This window comes from Pantoea sp. EKM21T (assembly GCF_011800405.1).
Classification (GTDB): domain Bacteria; phylum Pseudomonadota; class Gammaproteobacteria; order Enterobacterales; family Enterobacteriaceae; genus Pantoea; species Pantoea agglomerans.
This window is the reverse complement of record NZ_JAALFV010000008.1, coordinates 33,543-55,777: the sequence shown is the minus strand read 5'-3', so window position 1 is coordinate 55,777 and position 22,235 is coordinate 33,543. Positions and strand designations below refer to the sequence as shown.

Sequence of the window (22,235 nt, the reverse complement as noted above, 5' to 3'; positions counted from 1 at the left end):
TGAAATTCAGTTAAGAGGCTGGCTGGAGCCGCGAACGATAAGTTCGCCAGAAAAGACCTGCTCGTCAACCGGCAATCCGCTGCCTTCGATGCGCGCAATCAGCCGTTCCAGCGCACTGTAGCCAATCTGCCAGGTGGGCTGTTTCAGCGTGGTGATACCGACACCGGCCAGCGCCGCCCACTCCAGTTCGTCAAAACCGAGCAGGCCGATATCGCGGCCCCAGTGCAGATTGAGTCGCTGTAGCGATCGCGCTACCTGCAGGGTCAGCGCCCCGTTGGCGACCATCACTGCGCAACGTTTGCCGGTGTGACGCTGATGAAAGGCCAGCAGCGCCTGATCCAGCGCGGCGGGCTGATGCAGCGCCACTTCCGTATTCTCATGCTCAACCTGCGGATGCTCTGCCAGTAGCTGGCGGAAGGCCTGCAGGCGCTCACGGCGCGTGTTGACGCTGCCCAGCGGCTCGCTAAGAAACAGCAGCGCATCATAGCCATTGTCGACCAGATGCCGCGTTGCCGTTTCAGCTGCCTCGGCGTTATTCAGGCCCACCACATCGCAGGGAAAATCGCGGATTTTACGGTCAATCAGCACCATCGGCAGCAGGGATTGTTGCAGATGGTTCAGCACCTCTTCGCGCATCCCGACGGCGTTAACCACAATGCCCTCAACCTGATAGCTGCTCAGCAATTGCAGATAGTGCTGCTCCAGATCCACTTCGTTATTGGTATTACACATCAGCAGCGTGAAGCCCTGCTCGCGGCAGGCAGCTTCAATACCGCTCATGACATCAACAGAATAGGGATTGGTGATATCGGCGATAATCAGCCCGATCAGGCGGGTACGTCCGCGCTTCAGGCCACGCGCCATCTGACTCGGGCGATAGCTGAGATCAGCAATAGCCTGTTCGATCCGCGCTTTCAGACCGGCAGAGAGCAGATGCAGTTCACCATTGAGATAGCGTGAAACGCTGGTTTTACCGGTTCGTGCCGCGTGAGCAACATCGCTGATGGTGGCGCGAGGCGGCCTGATTTTCATGAGATATCCTGAGTAATAAGAAACCCGGCAGAGACTAGCACAAGCAAAGCCCGGCGCAAAAAGCGCTACGCCGGTAATTGCAGCCAGGGTTGCCACAGGGTCTGTAACGTCTCTGGCGGTGCGCCATCAATCAGCCGGATGACCATTTCAGCCACCTGTTCACCGGCCTGATGCGGCGTCGCCTGACGAATGGCGACAATGGGATGATCGAGAATCGCATCTCGCGGCAATCCTTCCCAGCCCGCCAGCAGAATGGCACCCTCGCCCGCTGCACGCCCCGCCAGTTGCAGCGCCAGAGCCGCGCCTTCAGCCAGCGCAGCGCAGTCGGTGATGATCACTTCCGGTACTGGCCCCTCTGCCAGCCACTCCCGGGTTTGCTGATAGCCGGCGCGACGCGACGGTGCCACCGCCGCCATCGCGTAAGGCGTAACTTCCCCCAGCGCCGTCAGATAACCCTGACGCCGGTCACGCACCCGCGTACTGTTTTCATTGCTGCCAAGCCAGGCTATCCGCTGCCGTCCCTGCGCCAGCGACCAGCCCACCGCCAGCTGTGAACCGGCAAGGTGATCAACATCAAACCACGCATAGGTCGATGGCAGATCGCTGCGGCCCAGCGCCAGAAAACGAAAATTGGTCTGGAGCAGAGCATGAAGCCGACTGTCTTCTGGCGTGGTGTGGCCGACGATCAGGGCATCAACGGCGCCACTGCGCAGCAGGCGTGTCAGCGTCGCCTGACTCTGCTGCTTATCCGCCAGCAACAGCAGGTTAATGTCATAACGGGCAAGGTGATGCTCCAGCGCCAGCAGCATGTCGCTGAAGTCGCTGCCATTCAGGGGAGAGGCACCGATCGGGTAGACGAACCCCACCGCGTTAGCACGGCCGGTTTTCAGACGCCGGGCCGCCGCATTAGGCCGGTAGCCACGCCGCTGCGCTTCCTCTTCGATGCGTTTACGCGTCTCCTGAGCGACATCCTGATAACCATTGAGGGCGCGGCTGACGGTCGTTACGGAAAGACCTAAAACCGCGGCGATGGCTTTAAGAGACATGGGAAAGCGTCCATTGATCAATTTTTGATCAGACTACCATAAAGCCTCTGCTGGCTCTATTCGCAGAAACATTACTGATACTTTTAACGCGATGCTTTACAGAAAAAAGGCGCCCCCGGGCGGGGGCGACCGCGTTTATCCCAGCGGGCTGAGCGTGATCTCAACACGACGGTTTTGTGCTTTGCCTGCTTCGGTGCTGTTGCTGGCAACCGGGTTATCCGGGCCTGCACCTTGGGTGCGCAGGCGATCGCTGGCAACACCCTGCACGATCAACGCGCTGGCGACGCTTTCAGCACGCTGCTGGGACAGACGCATGTTCAGCGCGCGGGTGCCGGTGCTGTCGGTATAACCCACTACGTTTACCGCGGTTTTCGGATACTCTTTCAGCACCATTGAAACACCTGTCAGGGTGTTCGCGCCGGCAGGTTTAAGATTGCTGCTGCTGGAGTCGAAGGTGACATTGTTTGGCATATTCAGGACGATGTTATCGCCATTACGGGTCACGCTGACGCCCGTTCCGCGCATCTTGTCGCGCAGTTTCGCTTCCTGCACATCCATGTAGTAACCCACGCCACCGCCCAGTGCGGCTCCGCCAGCAGCACCAATCAGCGCACCTTTACGGCGATCTTTCTTCGACGAGGAGAGTACACCGACACCGGCACCCACTAACGCACCCAGGCCTGCGCCCACACCTGACTTACCCGCCTGAGATTCGCCGGTGTAAGGATTGGTGGTACAACCTGGCAGGGCCAGACTGCCGCTTAATAACAAGGTGATGGCGATTAATTTCTTCTGCATTTTTGTTCCCTTACATTCGACACACAGGGGAAAACCTTTCCCATAAGTGGCACGATTATGCCGCCTGGTGGCCGGGAATGTAGTGAGGAAAAATCCTGATTTAGCGGGAATTACGCCTTTTGGTTGTCAGGATGGCAAAAACAGTTGCTCTGATGATCGTTTATCAGCCCGCAGGCCTGCATAAAGGAGTAGCAGATTGTGGGGCCGATGAATTTGAAACCACGCTGCTTTAGCGCCTTCGAGAGCGCAATGGCCTGCTCTGAGGTGGTGGGAGCCTGACTATAGTCAGGATAATGGTGAACGATTTGCGCGTTATCGACAAATTGCCAGACGAAGTGGCTGAAATCCTCGCCTTGCGCTTCCATCTGGAGATAAGCACGAGCGTTGGCGATAATCGCCGCGATTTTACCGGCGTGGCGGATAATGCCGCTGTTGAGCATCAGCGTGTCGATCTCTGCCGCATCCATCAACGCAATGGCCTGCGGATCAAACTGGTGAAACGCCACCCGATAGTTTTCGCGCTTTTTCAGCACGGTAATCCAGGATAACCCCGCCTGCTGTCCTTCCAGACAGAGCATCTCAAACAGCGCACGCTTGTCTCTCTGTGCCACACCCCACTCCCTGTCGTGATAAGCCAGATAGAGGGGATCCTGCGTTACCCAACCACATCGTTGCATCGCATTGTTCCTTTATAACGAGAATATTTTAGCGGTCCGCTTGATCTTAGAATTAATCGGTTGATAGTTAAACGATCACCGGTTAAATAACAGAGACGGGCCGAAATTTAATTTAAACGCCGGATAATAACTTCAGCCTTGCCTGGAGAAGCGATGTTGCCGAGAAGCGGTTGGAAAGGTCTGCGGATCTGCTGTGCTGTATGGCTGTTAATCTTAACGCAACCGACTTTTGCGCGCGGCGGCATCTCTGCGCCTCAACATCCCGACTTTCTGCCCGACTACGATACGATTCTGGCGGAGAAGATCGCCCTGACGCCACTCGCCTTCAGCGATGAGAGCCGCGCCCTGTTTGAAGCCGCCATCAACTCTCCCACCGCGTCACCCATCGCCGTCCACAGTGAAACCGGCAGCGTAGGCACCACCCCGCTGGGAAAACGCTATCGGGCTGGGGTTGACCTGCCCATTGCCCCGTCATTTACCACCGGGCCGGTGGCGCAGTATGCCGTTGATCCGCAGCAGATGAACTGTCTGCAATGTGACTACAGCGATCAGCAGAGTCGTGAGCAGAGCGCCAGCGTCGGCTGGCGCATCGATTCGCAGCAGGGATGGATATCGCCCTGGGCGCAGCTGAGTTATCACTATCTGCTGGCAGACACGCCGCAGAATCCCCGGCGTGAGGCGACGAACGGCACCGATCAGTCCGAAGGCATCGATCTGAGCATCGGTGCACAAGTGCCTCTGAACGATAATCTGGCGGCTTTCGCCGCGTTTTCACAAAGCGAAGCGCTGAATAACCAGGAGCAGCAACTTTATACCTTTGGCTTCAGCGCCAGCTTCTGATCGGGGCATGAAAAGAGAAAGGGAATCGGGCGTTTAAAATATAATGAGTCCGCTAATCATTATACTGGTAACACTATGCGCAACGATTTGACAATTATTGGCCGTGAAATGACGGTCTTCATACTGGCAGCACTCTTTCTCGCTCTGATGATATTGCCCATCTATATTGATGTGGCCTGGATGAATGATGCGCTGCACGAAACCTCTTTTACTGAAACCACCCAGGAAATCATGCTGGCGGTGATTGCCGCCCTGTTCTTTATTGCGGCCCAGCGCCGTCCGGCTCAGCGCGGCGCGCTGACCTTAGTGGCGGGCTTCTATAGCTGTATGCTGATCCGTGAGCTCGACTTTGTGTTTGATGCCATCCAGCATGGCAGCTGGATCTGGTTCGCCCTGGCGGTGACGGCCGGTTGTCTGGCCGTCGCGCTGCGGACGCCGAAAAAAACCCTGCATGCGCTGGCCAGGCTGCTGCAGCACCGCAGCTGGCCGGTGATGGCCTCCGGCTTTTTAGTGGTGCTGGTCTTCTCACGACTGTTTGGTATTCATGCGTTGTGGCAGCACCTGATGCTGGGCGATTACAACCGCGTGGTGAAAAACATGGCCGAAGAGGGTACCGAACTGCTGGGTTACGGCCTGTGCTGGCTGGCCTCGGTTCGCTATCTATGGCAGACCCGTCCGGCCGCCGCGGCTGTCAGCGTGCGGGCCACCGAATCTGCACCGGCCCGTCACGCCACTTCTCCGGTCACCTCGCACTGATCCGCACTCTTGCTTTTTAAGCGATCCGCATCATTAAAAAAGGTACAATAAACACTTCTGCGTCGGCGACGGGTTCCCGGCGCAAGGTGTTCGTTAACCTCAGGTCTTTTCATGTCAGCTAAAATCTTAACTTCAACGCTCATTGGCCTGGATGCCTTCCGACAGGATCCGCTGACTGCCCTGCAGCAGGCGGAAAAGGGCACGCTGGCGGTGTTAGATAATTATGCGCCGGTGATGTACGCCATCACCCCGGCGCGTCTGGCTGAGCTGCTGGCGCTGGAAGCCGCCGCCCGGCAGCCGAATGATGTGGCGCTGGATGACAGCCTGTATGACGATTCCCCCGCCGCGATCCATACGCCGGCAGGTAAGTTCGCCATGTATCAGGGCTGGCAGCCGGATGCCGACTTTACGCGCCAGGCCGCGATCTGGGGTGTGTCGCTGGGCGAACCGGTGACCCCCAGCGAGCTGGCGGCCTTTGTGGCTTACTGGCAGGCGGAAGGCCGGATGTTCCATCATGTACAGTGGCAACAGAAACTGGCACGCAGCATTCAGATGAACCGTGCCGCAAACGGCGGGCAACCGAAGCGTGATATCACGCAGTTGCCCGATCCTGACCGTACCATTCCCGATGGTTTCCGAGGTGAATGATGAAAACGCCAAACGATCTCTTTAACCGTCTGAAAAAAATGATGCCCGCAGGCACACGTCCTAAATTTGCCAATGGCGAAGAGCTGCTGGCGTGGAATCAGGAGCAGGGTCGCCTGCGATCAGAGGCGATTGTGCGTGAGAATCGCGCAATGAAAATGCAGCGCGTAATGGGCCGTTCCGGCATTCGAGAGCTGCATATGAACTGCTCATTTGATAATTACCGGGTAGAGAATGAGGGACAGCGCAAGGCGCTGGAACTGGCGCGTCAGTATGCCGCTGAATTTGATGGCAGCATCGCCAGTTTTGTCTTTTCAGGCCGTCCCGGCACCGGTAAAAACCATCTGGCCGCCGCGATTGGCAACGACCTGATCCTGCGCGGTAAAAGCGTGCTGATCGTGACAGTTGCCGATCTGATGTCGAGCATGAAGGGCACCTTCAGCGGCAGCAGCGGCATTACCGAAGAGCGGCTGATTCAGGATCTCAGCAGTGTTGATTTGCTGGTGATTGATGAGATCGGTATGCAGAGCGAATCGCGCTACGAAAAAGTGATTATTAACCAGATTGTCGATCGCCGATCCTCCTCGAAACGCCCGACCGGCATGTTATCCAACCTCGACCATGCGGGCATGAATACGCTGCTGGGCGAACGTGTCATGGACCGTATGCGCCTTGGCAACAGCCTGTGGGTGCGCTTCGACTGGGAAAGCTATCGCAGTCGGGTACGCGGCGACGAATATTAAACAGTGACCCGGCAGCGCCGGGTCACTGCGCTCATCGGGCCTGAAGCCCCTCGTCATAACGACGAGCTATACCGCCTTTGCCTTTCCGCCCATGCCCGGCGCAGCCGGACGCGCTGAGTCAGGATCATTCCGACGTCCGGCCACTGGTGCAGCAGAAAACCCAGCATTAATCCCACGATCTGATCGCGGTCACGATCTTAGCCACAGGCGATCGGGTTGTGTGAAACCGCCCGCAAAAGTGTGGGATGTGGAATACGTATGGGCTGATACACTCAATTCTTACTCCTCTGTTGAGTGAACCCGTAATGAAAACGAACGGCAAAGGCCCTGCACTACTGCGACTGAATAACCAGAAACGGGTGATGACTCAGCTGCGTAAGCTGCGCGTGACGTCGCGTCAGGATCTGGCGGAGGCGCTGACACTCAGCAAAAACACCGTCTCCTTAATCATTGATGACCTGCTGGAGCAGGGCCTGATAGAGGAGCTGGGGCCGGTCAGCGTCGCGTCCGCCGGACGGCCTAAAATCGGGATTACCCTGCGGCCGGAAAAACTCAAGAGCGCAGGCATCATGGTGGAACGCAACGTCATCCACTGGCGGGTCTGCGACTATTTTTCACAGGTGCTGGCTGAAAAGACGCTGCGCACCGATACCAGTAACCCGACCCGACTGCTGGCTGAGCTGGCGATGCTGTGCCGGGAACTGATGAAAAGCTATCCTGATTTGCTCGGCATTGGCCTGGGTTTTCCCGGTATCGTCGATCCCCGGCGCGGCTGGATGCATATTTCATTGCCCCTCGAATGGCAGGATGTTGACCTGCTGGGCGCGCTGAGTAAGCACGTCAGTCTCCCCATCCGCATTATGAATAATGTCAAAGCCGCTGCGCTGCTGGCGGTACAGCTACGTGGATTATCTGTGGAGAGCGGTCACTTTTATCTGCGTATTTCCGAGGGAATTGGCGGCGCACTGGTACAGCATGGCGAAGTATTTACCGGGCACAGCTGGACGGCGGGCGAGGCGGGACATCTGGTTGTCCAGCCCGACGGCCCGCGTTGCAGTTGCGGCCGCCGCGGTTGCCTGGAAGCGCTGGTCAGCCAGCCTGCGGTTAAACAGCAGCTGGCGCAGCGTCAGCCTGGCCTGAGCTGGCAGAACCGCGACAGCGCGCCACGGGTGGTGGATGAGGTGATGGCGCAGGCGGGTGGCTATCTGGGTGCGGCGCTGAGTCAGATTATGCTGCTGCTCAATCCCGCCACCATCATCATTGATTGTCCGTGGAACGCCAGTGAAGTCTTCTGCAAGGCGGTGCGCACTACCGCACACGGCAATGCGCTGGCCTTTACCGCCGCACATACCCTGCTGCACTTTCCTGAGCAACGGATAGATCCGGCCAACGGGCTGGCGCTGGCGGTGCTGGAGCAGAGTGAGCAGCGGATGATCTAGTGGCTCAAGCCGCCCTGATTCATCCGGTATCCATCCACCTCAGACTGAACGCTTCCTGCTACAACACATTCTCCCCAAAATGCTGGCGATACTCTTTTGGCGTGGTGTCGTAGCTTTTGCGGAAGACCGAATAGAAGTATTGCAGCGAAGGATAGCCGCACATCTGCGAGATCTCGTTGATGTTGAGCGATGAAGAGGCCAGCAGTTCGCGCGCTTTTTCCAGTTTTTCACGGTGGATCATCGCATGGAGGGTGTCGCCGGTCTCATCCCGAAAGCGTTTTTCCAGATTAGAGCGCGATAGCCCGACTGCATCCAGCACCTGCTCCACTTTGATCCCCTTACAGGCGTTGAAGCGGATGTAGTGCATCGCCTGAATCACCGCCGGATCGCGCAGCGAGCGGAAGTCGGTAGAGCGCCGGGCGATGACTTTCACCGGCGGCACCAGGATACGCTGAAGCGGTAAGGGCTGCTTATCCAGCAGCCGATGCAGCAGTTTGGCCGCCTGATAGCCCATCTGTCGCGAGCCCTGCGCCACGGACGAGAGCGCCACGCGTGACAGATAGCGGGTCAGCTCCTCATTATCAATCCCGATCACCGTAAGCTTCTCCGGCACCGGTATTTTCAGGTGTTCGCACGCTTGCAGCAGGTGTCGCGCCCGTGAATCCGTGACGGCGATAATGCCGGTTTGCGGCGGCAGCGTCTGCAGCCAGTCGGCGAGACGGTTCTGGGCGTGCTGCCAGTTTTCCGGCGCGGTTTCCATGCCCTGGTAGACCACGCCCTGATAGCGCTCACGTCCCACCAGCTGGCGAAACGCCTGTTCACGCTCCTGTGCCCAGCGCTTGCCGCTGGAGGCCGGTAAACCATAAAAGGCGAAGCGGTTAATGCCCTTCTCTTTCAGATGCAGAAAGGCTTTCTCCACCAGCGCGGCGTTGTCAGTCGCGATGTAATGCACCGGCGGATAATCCTCCTGCCGGTGGTAAGAGCCGCCAACGCCGACAATCGGCACGGAGACATTTGACAGCAGGGTTTCGATAGAGCGATCGTCGTAATCGGCGATCACCCCATCGCCCAGCCACTCCCGGATGTTGTCGATGCGGCAGCGGAAATCTTCTTCGATGAAGATATCCCAGTCAGTCTGCGACGCCTGCAGATACTCACCGACGCCCTCCACAACCTGACGGTCATACACTTTGTTGGCGTTAAACAGCAGGGTAATGCGATAGCGTTTCTCATGCATGATGGCGCGTTCCCTTAAATCCTCAGCGCATTGCATAACACGGCTGAAAGGGGCAAAAAAAATTGTTTGCGCCACAATGTGATCGCCCGCGCGATTACACCCGACGCCGCGTTGCCGTATCCATCCACACCGCCAGCAGCAGAATCGCGCCTTTGACGATGTACTGCCAGAAAGTCGGCACATCCATCATGCTCATGCCGTTATCCAGCGAGGCCATAATAAAGGCTCCCATTACCGCGCCCGCAACCGAACCCACGCCACCCGCCAGGCTGGTGCCGCCGATGACACAGGCGGCGATAGCGTCGAGTTCCGCAATATTACCCGCCGACGGCGAACCTGCGCCCAGCCGTGAACTGAGGATCAGCCCGGCAATCGCCACCATCACACCGTTGATGGCAAACACCGCCAGCTTGGTACGCGCCACGTTAATGCCAGACAGGCGCGCAGCATCAATGTTGCCGCCGATGGCGTAGATACGACGGCCAAACGCGGTGCGGGTTGCCATAAACATGCCCGCCAGCAACAGCACGGCCAGCAGTAACACCGGGGTCGGCACGCCGCGATAGTCGTTGAGCAACCAGATGGCACCCAGCACTAAGATGGCGGTGATCGCCTGACGTCCGATGGTGCCGCTGGCTGCGCCCTGCGCCAGTCCGAGCTGCTGACGACGCAGCCGCAGCCGCCACTGCCACAACATAAACAACGCCAGACCGGCAAAGCCAAAGCCGAAACCGACGCCGCCCGGCAGATAACTCTGACCAATCTGCGACATGCCCGGCGTGATCGGCGCAACCGTAGTGCCATCGGTAATCCCGACCAGAACACCGCGGAAAGCCAGCATTCCCGCCAACGTCACGATAAACGAAGGCACTTTACGGTAGGCCACCCACCAGCCATTCCACGTGCCAAGCAGCAATCCCATCACCAGCGTCACCACGATGGTCAGCGGCAACGGCCAGCCGAGCCAGACGTCGAATATCGCCGCCGCGCCACCCAGCAGGCCCATCATGGAACCTACTGACAGGTCGATCTCCGCCGAGATAATTACGAACACCATACCCACGGCCAGAATGCCGGTAATGGCGGTCTGACGCAGCAGGTTGGAGACGTTACGCGCACTGAGCCACGAGCCGTCTGTGGTCCAGGTAAAGAACAGGGCAATCAGCACAATTGCGCCCAGCATCACCAGAACCTGCAGATTAGGCAGTGTGAACCTGCCCGGTGACGGTTTGCCCGGCGTGCCGGAGAGGCGGCTTTGGGTACTTTCACTTTTAAGCATAATGTTCACTCCGCAGGGCAGCTTCCATCACCTGCTCCTGAGTCAGGTTATCGTTAATCAAATCGGCTTTGATCTGCCCTTCATGCATCACCAGCACCCGATCGCTCAGGCCCAGCACTTCCGGCAGCTCAGAGGAAATCACAATCACCGCGATACCCTGCTGAACCAGCGCATTGATCAGCAGGTAGATCTCCTGACGTGCGCCCACATCAATGCCGCGCGTCGGTTCATCGAGGATCAGGATTTTTGGATTGAGCAGCAGACATTTCGCCAGAATCGCTTTCTGCTGGTTGCCGCCGCTTAAACGACCAATCGGCAGTTCTGATGAGGAGGTTTTCACCCGCAGCCGACCGATCGCGTCATTGATCGCCTGCTGCTCCTGCGCTTCATCCAGCGTTGAGAGCCGGTGGCTGAACTGGTCCAGCGCCGCCAGGGTAATATTTTTGCCCACCGCCATCAGCGGCACGATGCCATCTTTTTTACGATCTTCCGGCACCATCGCGATGCCGTGCGCAATGGCGGCGCGGCAATCGGTGATGTTGACCTGTTTGCCATTGATCCAGATATCGCCCTGCCAGCGCCCCGGCCAGACGCCAAACAGACACTGCACCGTTTCCGTCCTGCCTGCGCCTACCAGCCCGGCAATGCCGAGGATTTCACCGCGTCTGAGCGAGAACGAGACATTGTTAACGCGGCGGATGTGGCGGTTAACCGGATGCCAGGCGGTGAGGTTTTCAACTTTCAGTATCACGTCGCCAATCTGATGCGGCGCGTGGGGATAGAGCGCGGTCAGCTCGCGTCCTACCATCATGGTGATGATGTCATCTTCGCTCAGGCCCGCTGCCGGACGGGTAGCAATATGCTGGCCATCACGAATCACGCAGATGGTATCGGAGATCGCCTTAACCTCATTCAGCTTGTGCGAGATGTAGATGCAGGCGATGCCGTGTTCACGCAGATTACGGATGATGCCGAGCAGCACGTCCGTTTCCTGCTCCGTCAGGGAAGAGGTCGGCTCATCCAGAATCAGCAGCCGGACCTGTTTGTTAAGTGCGCGGGCAATCTCCACCAGTTGCTGCTGCCCAAGGCCTAACTCACCGACCCGGGTGGCGGGAGAGACGTTCAGCCCGACCCGCGCCAGCAGTTGCTGGCAGCGCAGAGTCATGGTTTCATCATCCACCATGCCGAAACGGCTCAGTTCGGCACCGAGGAAAATGTTCTCCATCACCGTCAGTTGCCGCACCAGCGCCAGCTCCTGATGAATAATCACAATGCCTTTACGCTCGGTATCGCGAATGGTCTGCGCCTGAATGTCGTCGCCAGAGAAGTGAATCTGCCCTTCAAAATCGCCGTGCGGATAGAGTCCGCACAGGATTTTCATCAGCGTCGATTTGCCCGATCCATTCTCACCACACAGCGACATCACTTCGCCCGCCTCAAGTTGCAGGCTGACATCATTCAGCGCCTTCACGGCACCGAAACGCTTGGTGATATTTTTCATTTCCAGCAGCATCGACTGTTCTCCCTCACGCTATGCGCAGTCAGAGTTCGCTCTGTTTGTGGAAACCGTCTTTCACCACGGTGCTTTCAATATTGTCTTTGTTGACCGGAATCGGCTTCAGCAGCCGTGATGGAACCTCTTTCAGACCATTATTCAGCGTGCTGTTGCTGGCAGGTGTTTTGCCCTCGCCCAGCTCGACGGCAATTTTCGCCGCTTCGGTGGCGAGCTCAGTGATCGGTTTGTAAACCGTCATGGTCTGGGTGCCCGCTTTGATACGCTTAATGGCTGCCAGATCGGCATCCTGACCGGAGATCGCCACTTTTCCTGCCAGCCCCTGCGCGCTCAGCGCCTGAATCGCGCCGCCTGCGGTGGCATCGTTAGAGGCCACCACCGCATCGATATGGTTGCCGTTGGCGGTCAGGGCATTTTCCATAATTTTCAGGGCATTTTCCGGCAGCCAGGCATCGACCCACTGGTCGCCAACAATTTTAATGCTGCCGTTATCAATATAGGGTTTTAACACCTTCATCTGTCCGGCACGGAACAGGCGTGCGTTATTATCCACAGGCGATCCGCCCATTAAAAAATAGTTGCCCTTAGGCACCTGTTTCACAATGCTCTCGGCCTGAAGCTCGCCCACTTTTTCATTATCGAAAGAGATATAAAAGTCGATATCGGCATTATTTATCATTCGGTCATACGCCAGCACTTTAATGCCTTCCCGTTTCGCTTCAGCGACAACATTACTCAATACCTGACCGTTGTAAGGAATAATCACCAGCACATCGACACCGCGATTGATCATATTTTCAATCTGCGACATCTGTGTCTCTTCGTTGCCGTTGGCTGACTGAACAAACACCTTCGCGCCCAGCGTCTCAGCCTGTTTTACGAAAATGTCGCGGTCTTTCTGCCAGCGCTCGAGTCGCAAATCGTCAATCGCCATGCCGATCTTCACTTCTTTTGCCACGCTGGTCTGGCTGAACAGCGCCAGCGCCGCACAGGCGGCGAACAGTGCATGTTTCATCTTCATTATGATCATCCTGTAGGTTGAGGCTATTGTCGTTTCAGGCCTATAAACCAGGCGGATGAATTGTTGCCCTTATTTTCCTGTTACAGCAATTACTGATTTTTATCCGGCTATTACGTTTTTTGGTTTATTTCATTTTTTATGAGCGCGATCGAGGTTTCATCTTTTTCGGACAAGAGAGCGATAATGATAAACCATCCCGTAAATAACATTATTTTGCGAGCCAGCGCACAAATAATAATTATCTGACACCCGTAGTGAAATATCGTAATTGAGCTAAGGCAGCAGCCAATATCAAATATTGCTTCAACGCAGGCCATTCGGGTACTGATGCTAAGGAGCAAACCATGCACGCTTATTTCGATCAGATCGATCGGGTTCGTTATGAAGGCACCCAGTCGACTCATCCTCTCGCTTTCCGCCACTACAATCCCGATGAGGTGATCCTCGGCAAGACCATGGCGGAGCATCTGCGCTTTGCCGCCTGTTACTGGCACACCTTCTGCTGGAATGGCGCGGATATGTTTGGTGTCGGCGCTTTTGATCGTCCGTGGCAGAAAAGCGGAGATGCGCTGCAGCTGGCAAAACTGAAAGCGGATGTGGCCTTTGAGTTTTTCCACAAGCTGAATGTGCCGTGGTACTGCTTCCATGACGTTGATGTGTCACCAGAAGGCGATTCGCTGCACAGCTACAAAGAGAATTTTGCCGCCATGACCGATAAACTGCTGGAGAAACAGCAGGAGACCGGCGTGAAACTGCTGTGGGGCACGGCCAACTGCTTTACCCATCCGCGCTACGGAGCCGGGGCTGCCACCAATCCCGATCCTGAAGTTTTTGCCTGGGCAGCGACGCAGGTCTGCAGCGCCATGCAGGCGACCAAAACCCTGGGCGGTGAAAACTATGTGTTGTGGGGCGGACGCGAAGGGTACGAAACTCTGCTGAATACCGATCTGCGCCAGGAGCGCGAGCAGATTGGCCGCTTTATGCATATGGTGGTCGAGCACAAACACAAAATTGGCTTCCAGGGAACGCTGCTGATCGAACCGAAACCGCAGGAGCCGACCAAACATCAGTATGACTATGATGTCGCGACGGTTTATGGCTTCCTGAAACAGTTCGGACTGGAGAAAGAGATCAAGGTTAACGTTGAGGCGAACCACGCCACGCTGGCGGGTCACTCTTTCCATCATGAAATTGCGACGGCCATTGCGCTGGGCATTTTTGGTTCAGTGGATGCCAACCGCGGCGATCCGCAGTGCGGCTGGGATACCGATCAGTTCCCGGTCAGCGTGGAAGAGAATGCGCTGGTGATGTACGAAATTCTCAAAGCGGGCGGCTTTGCCACTGGCGGCTTAAACTTTGATGCCAAAGTGCGTCGTCAGAGCACTGATAAATACGATCTCTTCTACGGTCATATTGGCGCGATGGATACCATGGCGCTGGCGCTGAAGGTCGCCGCTCGCATGATCAGCGACGGTGAACTCGATAAGCGTGTGGCACAGCGCTACAGCGGCTGGAATGGTGAGTTCGGCCAGCAAATTTTGAAAGGTGAGTTTTCACTGGAGGCGCTGGCGGCGCATGCTCAGCAGCAGCAGCTCAATCCGCAGCATCAGAGCGGACGTCAGGAGCAGCTGGAAAATCTGGTGAATCACTACCTGTTTGATTTCTAACCCTTCAGGAGCAGAGCATGTTTATCGGGATCGATTTAGGCACCTCTGGCGTCAAAGTGGTGCTGATGGATGCACAAGGCAACGTGGTGGCGACGGAAACAGCGCCGCTGCAGGTTTCGCGTCCGCAGCCATTGTGGAGCGAACAGGATCCCGAAAGCTGGTGGCAGGCGCTGGATTTGGCCATGCAGGCGCTGAGCGCGCAGCAGGATCTGCGCGCGGTGCAGGCCATCGGGCTGAGCGGACAGATGCATGGCGCAACGCTGCTCAACAGTGCAAACCAGGTATTACGACCGGCCATGCTCTGGAATGATGGGCGCAGCGAGGCGCAGTGCCGTGAGCTGGAACAGAAGGTGCCGGATTCGCGGGCGATCACCGGCAACCTGATGATGCCCGGCTTCACGGCTCCCAAGCTGCTGTGGGTTCAGCAACATGAACCGGCAATATTCAGTCAGATCGCTCACGTGCTGTTGCCCAAAGATTACCTGCGCTGGCGATTGAGTGGCGACTTCGCCACTGATATGTCAGATGCAGCAGGCACAATGTGGCTGGATGTGGCACGGCGTGACTGGAGCGATGTGATGCTGCGCGCCTGCGACCTCAGCCGCGATCAGATGCCGCAACTCTATGAGGGCAATGCCCTGACCGGCACCTTACATGCCGAACTGGCCACACGCTGGAGGATGAACGCCGTGCCGCTGGCGGCGGGCGGTGGCGACAATGCTGCGGGTGCGATTGGTGTCGGCATGACCGAACCGGGCCAGGGCATGCTGTCGCTGGGTACGTCGGGCGTCTACTTCGTGGTGAGCGACGGCTATCTCAGCAATCCGCAGCGTGCGGTACACAGCTTCTGTCATGCGTTACCCCAGCGCTGGCATCTGATGTCGGTGATGCTCAGCGCAGCCTCCTGTCTGGACTGGGCAGCGACGCTGACCGGTTGCAGAGATGTTCCTGAGCTGCTGGCTGAAGCTGAACGCGCGCGCGATGACCTGCCCGGGCTGTGGTTTCTGCCCTATCTTTCCGGTGAGCGCACGCCGCACAATAACCCGAATGCCCGGGGTGCTTTCTTTGGCTTTACCCACCAGCATGGCCGTCCCGAGCTGGCGAGATCGGTGCTGGAAGGCGTCGGGTTTGCGCTGGCGGAGGGCATGGACGCGCTGCACGACTGTGGCGTTCAGCCAAAGAGCATTATGTTGATCGGCGGCGGCGCACGCAGTGCACTGTGGCGTCAGATGCTGGCAGACATCAGCGGCCAGACGCTGGATTACTGCCATGGCGGGGAGGTTGGCCCGGCGCTGGGGGCCGCCAGGCTGGCACAGCAGGCGCTGGATGCAGAGGTCACTGTGCCGACCCCGGTTCTGGTGCAGCGACACCAGCCGGATCCGGCCCGGGTAGCGCACTACCAGCCACGTCGTGAGACCTTTGCGACGCTGTATCAACAGCTCCTGCCGCTGATGAAGTAAACCTGCGAGAACGCTCTGCCTGCTATGGATTTAAATCGCCTGTTAACGGATCCCCCTGCCATGTAATGCCAGGGGGTAATGAAGGCAGAACAGGTGATCGTGAGCCATATTACTGACCCGGAATGGCCGGAATGATACTTACTCCAGCCATACCATCACGGCAGCATCAGCCAATCGCGCCCAGCGTATCTTCCTGACCCTGTTTCTTCGGCAGCAGGAACAGCGTCGCCGCAATATCCAGCAGATAAATCAGCGCCAGCAGGGTAATCGCCGCCGTAAACGAGAACTGGCTCGCCAGCAGACCAATCACCACCGGGCCGAAGCCGCCCACACCACGACCAAGGTTGAACAGGACGTTTTGCGCGGTGGCACGCACCTGCGGCGGAAAGGTATCGGAAATCAGCGCGCCATAACCGCCAATCATGCCGTTAACAAACATCCCCATGATCGCGCCGGTAAATAGCATGATGTTCGGGTCGCGCAGCTGAGCATACACCACCACCATCACTACAGCGCCAAACTGATAGAGCAGGAAGATTTTCCAGCGAGCGAAGCGGTCGGCCAGTACGCCAAACAGCCAGATGCCAAAGGTCATCCCGACCACGGTCACCGCGGTCCAGAGACCCGACTTCGTCAGGCTGAAGCCAAAGCTGGAGGAGAGGTAACTCGGCATCCAGATCATCAGCCCGTAGTAACCAAAGTTCTGTACTGAACAGAGGATAAAAATGCCCAGGCTGGCTTTGGCGGTGGCGCGATCGCGCACCAGCAGTTTCAGGCGCGCCGGAAAAGAGAGTGACGGCACATGTTTAACCTGTCGCTGATACGCCTCCGGTTCACCCATGCCGCGACGAATGGCAAACGAAACCAGCGCAGGCAACAAGCCGACCAGAAACATGCCGCGCCAGCCGATGATAGTCAGCAGCGGCGGTGTGATAAAGGCCGCCATCAGCACCCCGAGTTGCCAGCCGATGCCAACCCACGCTGATGCGCGATTGCGCTTCTCCGCCGGCCAGGCTTCGGCAATCAGCGCCATGCCGATACCAAATTCGCCACCCAGACCAACACCCGCCAGCGTTCGCCAGGCGAGCAGATCCCAGTAGCCCTGCGCCACCGCGCACAGCCCGGTAAAGACCGAGAAGACCAGAATCGTGACGGTGAGCATGCGGATGCGACCATAGCGGTCGCTGAGATGACCAAATACGATGCCACCGATAACCGCGCCAATCAGCGTCCAGGTCACCAGCGATCCCGCCTGTGATGGATTGAGCGCCAGCGAAACACTGATAGCCGGCAGCATAAAGCCGAGTATCAGCAGGTCAAATCCATCCATGGCATAACCGCTGACCGCAGCCAGCATCGCTTTGCCTGGCGTTACGCCCGGCTTAGATTGGGGAGAAGGGGACATCGTTGCGCACCTCATAAAGAAAAGTGCCGCAATTATAGAGAGAGTTCAGGATGTGACCAATTGAAAAGGCTTATCCCTGCGCCGATCAGGCGCAGGAAGAAGATTTATCAGGAAGGTCTGTTGCTGCCGTCGTCGCCCGACAGTAATTCATCGAGCCGGTCACCGCCAACGTGACGGAAATCCTGACCTTTGACGAAATAGAAGATGATTTCGCAGATGTTCTGGCAACGATCACCGATACGCTCAATGGCGCGGGCACAGAACAGCGCCGTCAGCACGCTGGGAATGGTGCGCGGATCTTCCATCATGTAGGTCATCAGCTGGCGCACAATGCCTTCGTACTCTTTATCCACCTTTTTATCTTCACGGTAGATAGTGATCGCTTCGTTGAGATCCATGCGTGCAAAAGCGTCCAGCACATCATGCAGCATCTGTACGGTGTGACGACCCAGCGACTCAAGGCTGACCAGCAGCGGCAAATGCTGCTGACCAAACTTCTCCAGCGCCGTGCGGCTGATCTTCTCCGCCACGTCGCCAATCCGTTCCAGCTCAGAAATGGCTTTGATGATCGCCATCACCAGTCGCAAATCGATCGCAGTTGGCTGACGTTTGGCGATGATGCGCACGCAGGCTTCATCAATCTCCACTTCCATCATATTGACCTTCTGGTCACCGTCGATCACCCGCTGCGCCAGTTCGCCATCCAGATTATGCATGGCGGTAATTGCATCGGTCAGCTGCTGCTCGACCATACCGCCCATGATCATCACCTGGGTACGGATATGCTCCAGCTCGGCATTGAACTGACCGGAGATGTGCTTATTCAGATTAAGATTATCCATGTCGTTCTCCTGTCAGATCAGCCGTAGCGGCCAGTTATATAATCTTCGGTTTGCTTCTGGGCGGGTTTAGTGAACAGCGTGTCGGTATCGCTGAACTCAATCAGTTCGCCCAGATACATGAAAGCCGTATGGTCAGAGCAGCGTGCAGCCTGTTGCATGTTGTGCGTCACGATCACCACGGTGTAATCCTGTTTCAGCTCGGTGATCAGCTCCTCAATACGGCCAGTAGAGATAGGATCAAGCGCGGAGCAGGGCTCATCCAGCAGTAAGACTTCCGGGCGAATCGCGATACCGCGGGCAATGCACAGACGCTGCTGCTGGCCGCCGGAGAGACTGTAACCGCTCTGATGCAGCTTGTCTTTGGTTTCATTCCACAGCGCCGCCTTGGTCAGCGCCCACTGTACGCGCGCATCCATATCGGCACGCGACAGCTTTTCAAACAGGCGAACGCCGAAGGCGATGTTGTCATAGATCGACATCGGGAACGGCGTAGGCTTCTGAAACACCATGCCGACCCGGGCGCGCAGCAGCGCGATATCCTGCTGAGTCGCCAGAATGTTTTCGCCATCCAGCAGAATGTCCCCTTCAGCCCGCTGATCCGGATAGAGCGAGTACATTTTGTTGAAGGTCCGCAGCAGGGTCGACTTACCACAGCCCGATGGCCCGATAAACGCAGTCACCTGATTCTTAGCGATATCCAGATTGATGTTCTTCAGCGCATGATATTTGCCGTAATAGAAGTTCAGATTACGGACCTGAATTTTATCGGCTGATGCTGTCGCGATACTCATAATTCATCTCTCTTATACGGCGCCGCACAGGGCCGCGCCGGAAATTAACCGTGTTTACCTTTGGCGAAAATCACCCGCGCCACGATGTTCAGCACCAGCACGCAGAGGGTGATAATCAGCACACCTGCCCAGGCCAGGCTCTGCCATTCGGCGAACGGGCTCATGGCGAACTTAAAGATGGTGACCGGCAGGTTCGCCAGCGGCTGCATCATGTCGGTGCTCCAGAACTGGTTCGAGAGCGCCGTGAACAGCAGCGGTGCCGTTTCACCTGCAATGCGCGCAATCGCCAGCAGCACACCCGTGATGATGCCGGAGACCGACGCTTTCAGGGTGATAGACGCGATCATCTTCCACTTGGGCGTACCCAGCGCGTAAGCCGCTTCACGCATGCTGTCTGGCACCAGTCGCATCATGTTTTCGGTGGTACGAATCACAATCGGCACCTGCAGCAGCGCCAGCGCAATCACCCCGGCCCAGCCGGAGAAGTGCTGCATCTGCGACACCACAAGGGTGTAGACGAACAGGCCGACCACAATCGAGGGTGCCGAAAGCAGAATGTCGTTAATAAAGCGGATCACTTCTGCCAGTGGCGACTTGCGCCCATATTCCGCCAGATAGATACCCGCCATGATGCCCAGCGGTGTGCCGAAGAAGGTAGACCAGAAAATCAGTAATCCGCTACCCGCCAGGGCGTTAGCCAGCCCGCCGCCCGCGGTATTGGGTGGTGGCGTTGATTCGGTGAACAGGGACCAGGAGAGCCCATCCACGCCGCGCGATACGGTGGTGAACAGGATCCACACCAGCCAGAACAGGCCAAAAGCCATAGTCAGCAGCGACAGCGTCAGCGCAATTTTATTTTTAGTGCTGCGCCAGGACTGCATTTTACGGCGTGATGCGTCCAGTTCGGCGCGCGCCTGAATTTCAATTGTGGTCATGAGCGCGCTCCTTCACTTTTCGCCAGCCGCATAATCATCAGCTTTGAAATCGCCAGCACGATAAAGGTAATCACAAACAGGATCAGTCCCAGCTCCATCAGCGCGGCGACGTGCACGCCCGATTCCGCTTCAGCGAACTCGTTGGCCAGCGCCGAGGTGATGCTGTTACCCGGCATAAACAGCGACGGGCTGTCGAGCTGGTAGGTGTTGCCGATAATAAAAGTCACCGCCATGGTTTCACCCAGCGCACGACCCAGTCCGAGCATCACACCGCCAATCACGCCATTTTTGGTAAAGGGCAGTACGATGCGCCAGATCACTTCCCAGGTGGTGCAGCCGATGCCGTAGGCTGACTCTTTCATCATCACCGGGGTCTGCTCAAAGACGTCGCGCATGACCGAGGCGATATAAGGGATGATCATGATCGCCAGAATCACACCCGCCGCGAGGATGCCGATACCGAAAGCGGGGCCGGAGAAAAGCTCGCCGACAATCGGAATGCCCGATATCACGTCATTGACCGGTGTCTGGAAGTATTCGGCAAACAGCGGCGCGAAAACAAACAGACCCCACATGCCATAAACAATACTGGGAATGGCCGCCAGCAGCTCAATGGCGGTGCCCAGCGGGCGACGCAGCCAGCCTGGCGCGAGTTCTGTCAGGAACAGCGCGATACCAAAACTCACCGGTACTGCGATAATCAGGGCAATAATGGAGGTCACAAGGGTGCCGTAGATCGGTACCAGTGCACCAAATTGTTCGTTGGGCGCATCCCAGGTTTTGGTCCACAAAAAGGCGAAACCAAACTTCTGGATGCTGGGCCACGAGGAGATGATCAGGGAGACAATAATGCCGCCCATCAGTAACAGGACAATCAGCGCAGCCAGCCTGACCAGCGCGCCAAAAATTCTGTCACCTTGTTTGCCTGGGGCTTTGAATGCCGGCTTCGTTGCAGCCATAGAAGTCTCAGTCTTCAGAAGTTATCAGGACGGCATGACGCCGCCCGTTGAGTCTGACCGGACTGCTGTCCGGTCAGGGTCGGTCAATTACTGATAAAGCGCTTTACCAGAACTGTCTTTGATGTTGGCTTTCCAGGCGGCGCGAATCTGTTCAGTCACGCTCTCTGGCAGCGCAGCATAATCCAGCGCTGTGGCGGTTTTGCTGCCGCTTTTGTAAGCCCAGTCGAAGAATTTCAGTACTTCAGCGCCTTTGGCCGCATTAGCCTGATCTTTGTAGATCAGAATAAAGGTGGTTGACGAGATTGGCCAGGCATCAGCGCCCTTCTGGAAGGTCAGATCCTGCGCGAACGATTTGCTCCAGTCAGCGCCTTTCGCGGCATTACTGAAGCTGGTTTCGCTTGGGGCGACCGCTTTGCCATCGGCATCGATCAGTTTGGTGTAGGTCAGGTTGTTCTGTTTAGCGTAGGCGTACTCCACGTAGCCGATTGAACCCGGCAGACGCTGAACAAACGCGGCGACGCCGTCGTTGCCTTTACCACCCAGACCGACCGGCCAGTTAACGGTGTTACCTTTACCAATTTTGCTGTTCCAGTCCGGGTTCACTTTCGCCAGATAGCTGGTGAAGACGAACGAGGTGCCTGAACCGTCAGCGCGACGTACCACGTTGATGTTGGTCTCTGGCAGTTTCACGCCTGGGTTAAGTTTGGCAATCGCCGGGTCGTTCCACTTTTTGATGGTGCCGAGGTAGATATCACCGACGGTTTTGCCATCCAGCGTCAGCTGACCTGACTTGATACCCGGCAGGTTAACCGCCAGCACTACGCCACCGATCACGGTAGGGAACTGGAACAGGCCATTTTTCTGCAGATCTTCATCTTTCATTGGCGCATCGGACGCACCGAAATCGACGGTTTTAGCGATGATCTGTTTCACGCCGCCAGATGAACCGATACCCTGGTAGTTAACTTTGCTACCGGTGGCTTTTTGATATTCTGCTGCCCACTTGGCATAAACCGGCGCCGGGAACGTCCCGCCTGCGCCAGTGAGATCGGTTGCCGCAAAAGCAGATACCGCGCTTACGGCGAAGGTGGTGGCGAGGATTCGGGCTACGGTGCTACGCATCAGTGTCATATTCCCTCCAGGGGAGAAA

21 protein-coding genes are annotated in these 22,235 nt (G+C 57.1%); 7 read left to right on the top strand and 14 right to left on the bottom strand.

All coding sequences use genetic code 11. The annotated features are described in order from the left end of the window. Nucleotides 1-6 precede the first annotated feature (6 nt). From HFD87_RS16990 to HFD87_RS16975, 4 genes are all read right to left on the bottom strand, one after another. Nucleotides 7-1,032 carry a LacI family DNA-binding transcriptional regulator gene (locus tag HFD87_RS16990; RefSeq protein WP_167423708.1) on the bottom strand — a complete coding sequence of 342 codons (1,026 nt, stop codon included), beginning with the start codon at nt 1,030-1,032 and terminating at the stop codon, nt 7-9. A gap of 65 nt (nt 1,033-1,097) precedes the next feature. Continuing rightward, nucleotides 1,098-2,078: a LacI family DNA-binding transcriptional regulator gene (locus HFD87_RS16985; protein WP_061703506.1), complete on the bottom strand. Its 981-nt coding sequence runs from the start codon at nt 2,076-2,078 to the stop codon at nt 1,098-1,100. Between the two features lie 135 nt (nt 2,079-2,213). Continuing rightward, nucleotides 2,214-2,876 carry an OmpA family lipoprotein gene (locus HFD87_RS16980; RefSeq protein ID WP_010258904.1) on the bottom strand — a complete coding sequence of 221 codons (663 nt, stop codon included), beginning with the start codon at nt 2,874-2,876 and terminating at the stop codon, nt 2,214-2,216. Between the two features lie 110 nt (nt 2,877-2,986). Further along, nucleotides 2,987-3,553: a DNA-3-methyladenine glycosylase I gene (locus tag HFD87_RS16975; RefSeq protein WP_060681394.1), complete on the bottom strand. Its 567-nt coding sequence runs from the start codon at nt 3,551-3,553 to the stop codon at nt 2,987-2,989. A 153-nt stretch (nt 3,554-3,706) separates the two neighbouring features. Between HFD87_RS16975 and HFD87_RS16970 the strand changes: the two genes are divergently transcribed. The 5 genes from HFD87_RS16970 to HFD87_RS16950 all read left to right on the top strand — a co-directional run bounded on the left by HFD87_RS16970 (nt 3,707) and on the right by HFD87_RS16950 (nt 7,976). After that, nucleotides 3,707-4,393: an autotransporter gene (locus HFD87_RS16970; protein ID WP_010258902.1), complete on the top strand. Its 687-nt coding sequence runs from the start codon at nt 3,707-3,709 to the stop codon at nt 4,391-4,393. 75 nt (nt 4,394-4,468) lie between these two features. Continuing rightward, the gene (locus HFD87_RS16965) at nt 4,469-5,149 is read left to right on the top strand and encodes a hypothetical protein (protein WP_031591008.1); all 681 of its coding nucleotides are present in this window, start codon (nt 4,469-4,471) and stop codon (nt 5,147-5,149) included. 111 nt (nt 5,150-5,260) lie between these two features. After that, nucleotides 5,261-5,797, top strand: coding sequence for a primosomal protein DnaT (gene dnaT / locus HFD87_RS16960; protein WP_069025553.1), 537 nt, complete (start codon nt 5,261-5,263; stop codon nt 5,795-5,797). After that, the gene (gene dnaC, locus HFD87_RS16955) at nt 5,797-6,537 is read left to right on the top strand and encodes a DNA replication protein DnaC (RefSeq protein WP_010258898.1); all 741 of its coding nucleotides are present in this window, start codon (nt 5,797-5,799) and stop codon (nt 6,535-6,537) included. Before dnaT ends, dnaC begins: the two co-directional genes overlap by 1 nt. A 305-nt stretch (nt 6,538-6,842) precedes the next feature. Further along, on the top strand, nt 6,843-7,976 hold the full coding sequence (locus tag HFD87_RS16950; RefSeq protein ID WP_022624794.1) for an ROK family transcriptional regulator: 1,134 nt from the start codon (nt 6,843-6,845) through the stop codon (nt 7,974-7,976). A 58-nt stretch (nt 7,977-8,034) separates the two neighbouring features. Here the strand turns inward: HFD87_RS16950 and xylR are convergent, their stop codons facing one another. The 4 genes from xylR to xylF all read right to left on the bottom strand — a co-directional run bounded on the left by xylR (nt 8,035) and on the right by xylF (nt 13,026). Further along, the gene (gene xylR / locus HFD87_RS16945; RefSeq protein WP_010258893.1) at nt 8,035-9,213 is read right to left on the bottom strand and encodes a D-xylose utilization transcriptional activator XylR; all 1,179 of its coding nucleotides are present in this window, start codon (nt 9,211-9,213) and stop codon (nt 8,035-8,037) included. 94 nt (nt 9,214-9,307) lie between these two features. Continuing rightward, complete coding sequence (gene xylH / locus HFD87_RS16940) at nt 9,308-10,492, bottom strand: xylose ABC transporter permease XylH (protein ID WP_022624793.1); 1,185 nt, start codon at nt 10,490-10,492, stop codon at nt 9,308-9,310. Then, nucleotides 10,485-12,005: a xylose ABC transporter ATP-binding protein gene (locus HFD87_RS16935; protein ID WP_010258889.1), complete on the bottom strand. Its 1,521-nt coding sequence runs from the start codon at nt 12,003-12,005 to the stop codon at nt 10,485-10,487. Before HFD87_RS16935 ends, xylH begins: the two co-directional genes overlap by 8 nt. A gap of 28 nt (nt 12,006-12,033) precedes the next feature. Continuing rightward, on the bottom strand, nt 12,034-13,026 hold the full coding sequence (xylF, locus tag HFD87_RS16930; protein ID WP_158131270.1) for a D-xylose ABC transporter substrate-binding protein: 993 nt from the start codon (nt 13,024-13,026) through the stop codon (nt 12,034-12,036). Nucleotides 13,027-13,370: 344 nt separating this feature from the next. On the opposite strand from xylF, the gene xylA reads away from it, so the two are divergent. Both xylA and xylB read left to right on the top strand, forming a co-directional pair. Next, nucleotides 13,371-14,693 carry a xylose isomerase gene (gene xylA / locus HFD87_RS16925; RefSeq protein WP_167423707.1) on the top strand — a complete coding sequence of 441 codons (1,323 nt, stop codon included), beginning with the start codon at nt 13,371-13,373 and terminating at the stop codon, nt 14,691-14,693. Nucleotides 14,694-14,710: 17 nt separating this feature from the next. Beyond that, nucleotides 14,711-16,153, top strand: coding sequence for a xylulokinase (gene xylB, locus HFD87_RS16920; protein WP_167423706.1), 1,443 nt, complete (start codon nt 14,711-14,713; stop codon nt 16,151-16,153). Between the two features lie 166 nt (nt 16,154-16,319). Here the strand turns inward: xylB and HFD87_RS16915 are convergent, their stop codons facing one another. The 6 genes from HFD87_RS16915 to pstS form a co-directional block, all read right to left on the bottom strand. Then, nucleotides 16,320-17,558 (bottom strand): MFS transporter, encoded by a 1,239-nt coding sequence (locus HFD87_RS16915; protein WP_010258883.1) that lies wholly within the window; start codon nt 17,556-17,558, stop codon nt 16,320-16,322. A 107-nt stretch (nt 17,559-17,665) separates the two neighbouring features. Beyond that, nucleotides 17,666-18,400 (bottom strand): phosphate signaling complex protein PhoU, encoded by a 735-nt coding sequence (phoU, locus tag HFD87_RS16910; protein ID WP_010258881.1) that lies wholly within the window; start codon nt 18,398-18,400, stop codon nt 17,666-17,668. Nucleotides 18,401-18,417: 17 nt separating this feature from the next. After that, a complete protein-coding gene (pstB, locus tag HFD87_RS16905; RefSeq protein ID WP_010258879.1) occupies nt 18,418-19,191 on the bottom strand; it encodes a phosphate ABC transporter ATP-binding protein PstB in 774 nt (257 codons plus the stop codon). Nucleotides 19,192-19,235: 44 nt separating this feature from the next. Next, nucleotides 19,236-20,126 (bottom strand): phosphate ABC transporter permease PstA, encoded by an 891-nt coding sequence (pstA, locus tag HFD87_RS16900; protein WP_010258878.1) that lies wholly within the window; start codon nt 20,124-20,126, stop codon nt 19,236-19,238. Next, nucleotides 20,123-21,085, bottom strand: a complete 963-nt coding sequence (pstC, locus tag HFD87_RS16895) for a phosphate ABC transporter permease PstC (RefSeq protein ID WP_010258877.1) — start codon at nt 21,083-21,085, stop codon at nt 20,123-20,125. The genes pstA and pstC overlap by 4 nt, the downstream gene beginning before the upstream one ends. An 87-nt stretch (nt 21,086-21,172) precedes the next feature. Next, a complete protein-coding gene (gene pstS / locus HFD87_RS16890; RefSeq protein ID WP_010258875.1) occupies nt 21,173-22,216 on the bottom strand; it encodes a phosphate ABC transporter substrate-binding protein PstS in 1,044 nt (347 codons plus the stop codon). Nucleotides 22,217-22,235 lie beyond the last annotated feature (19 nt).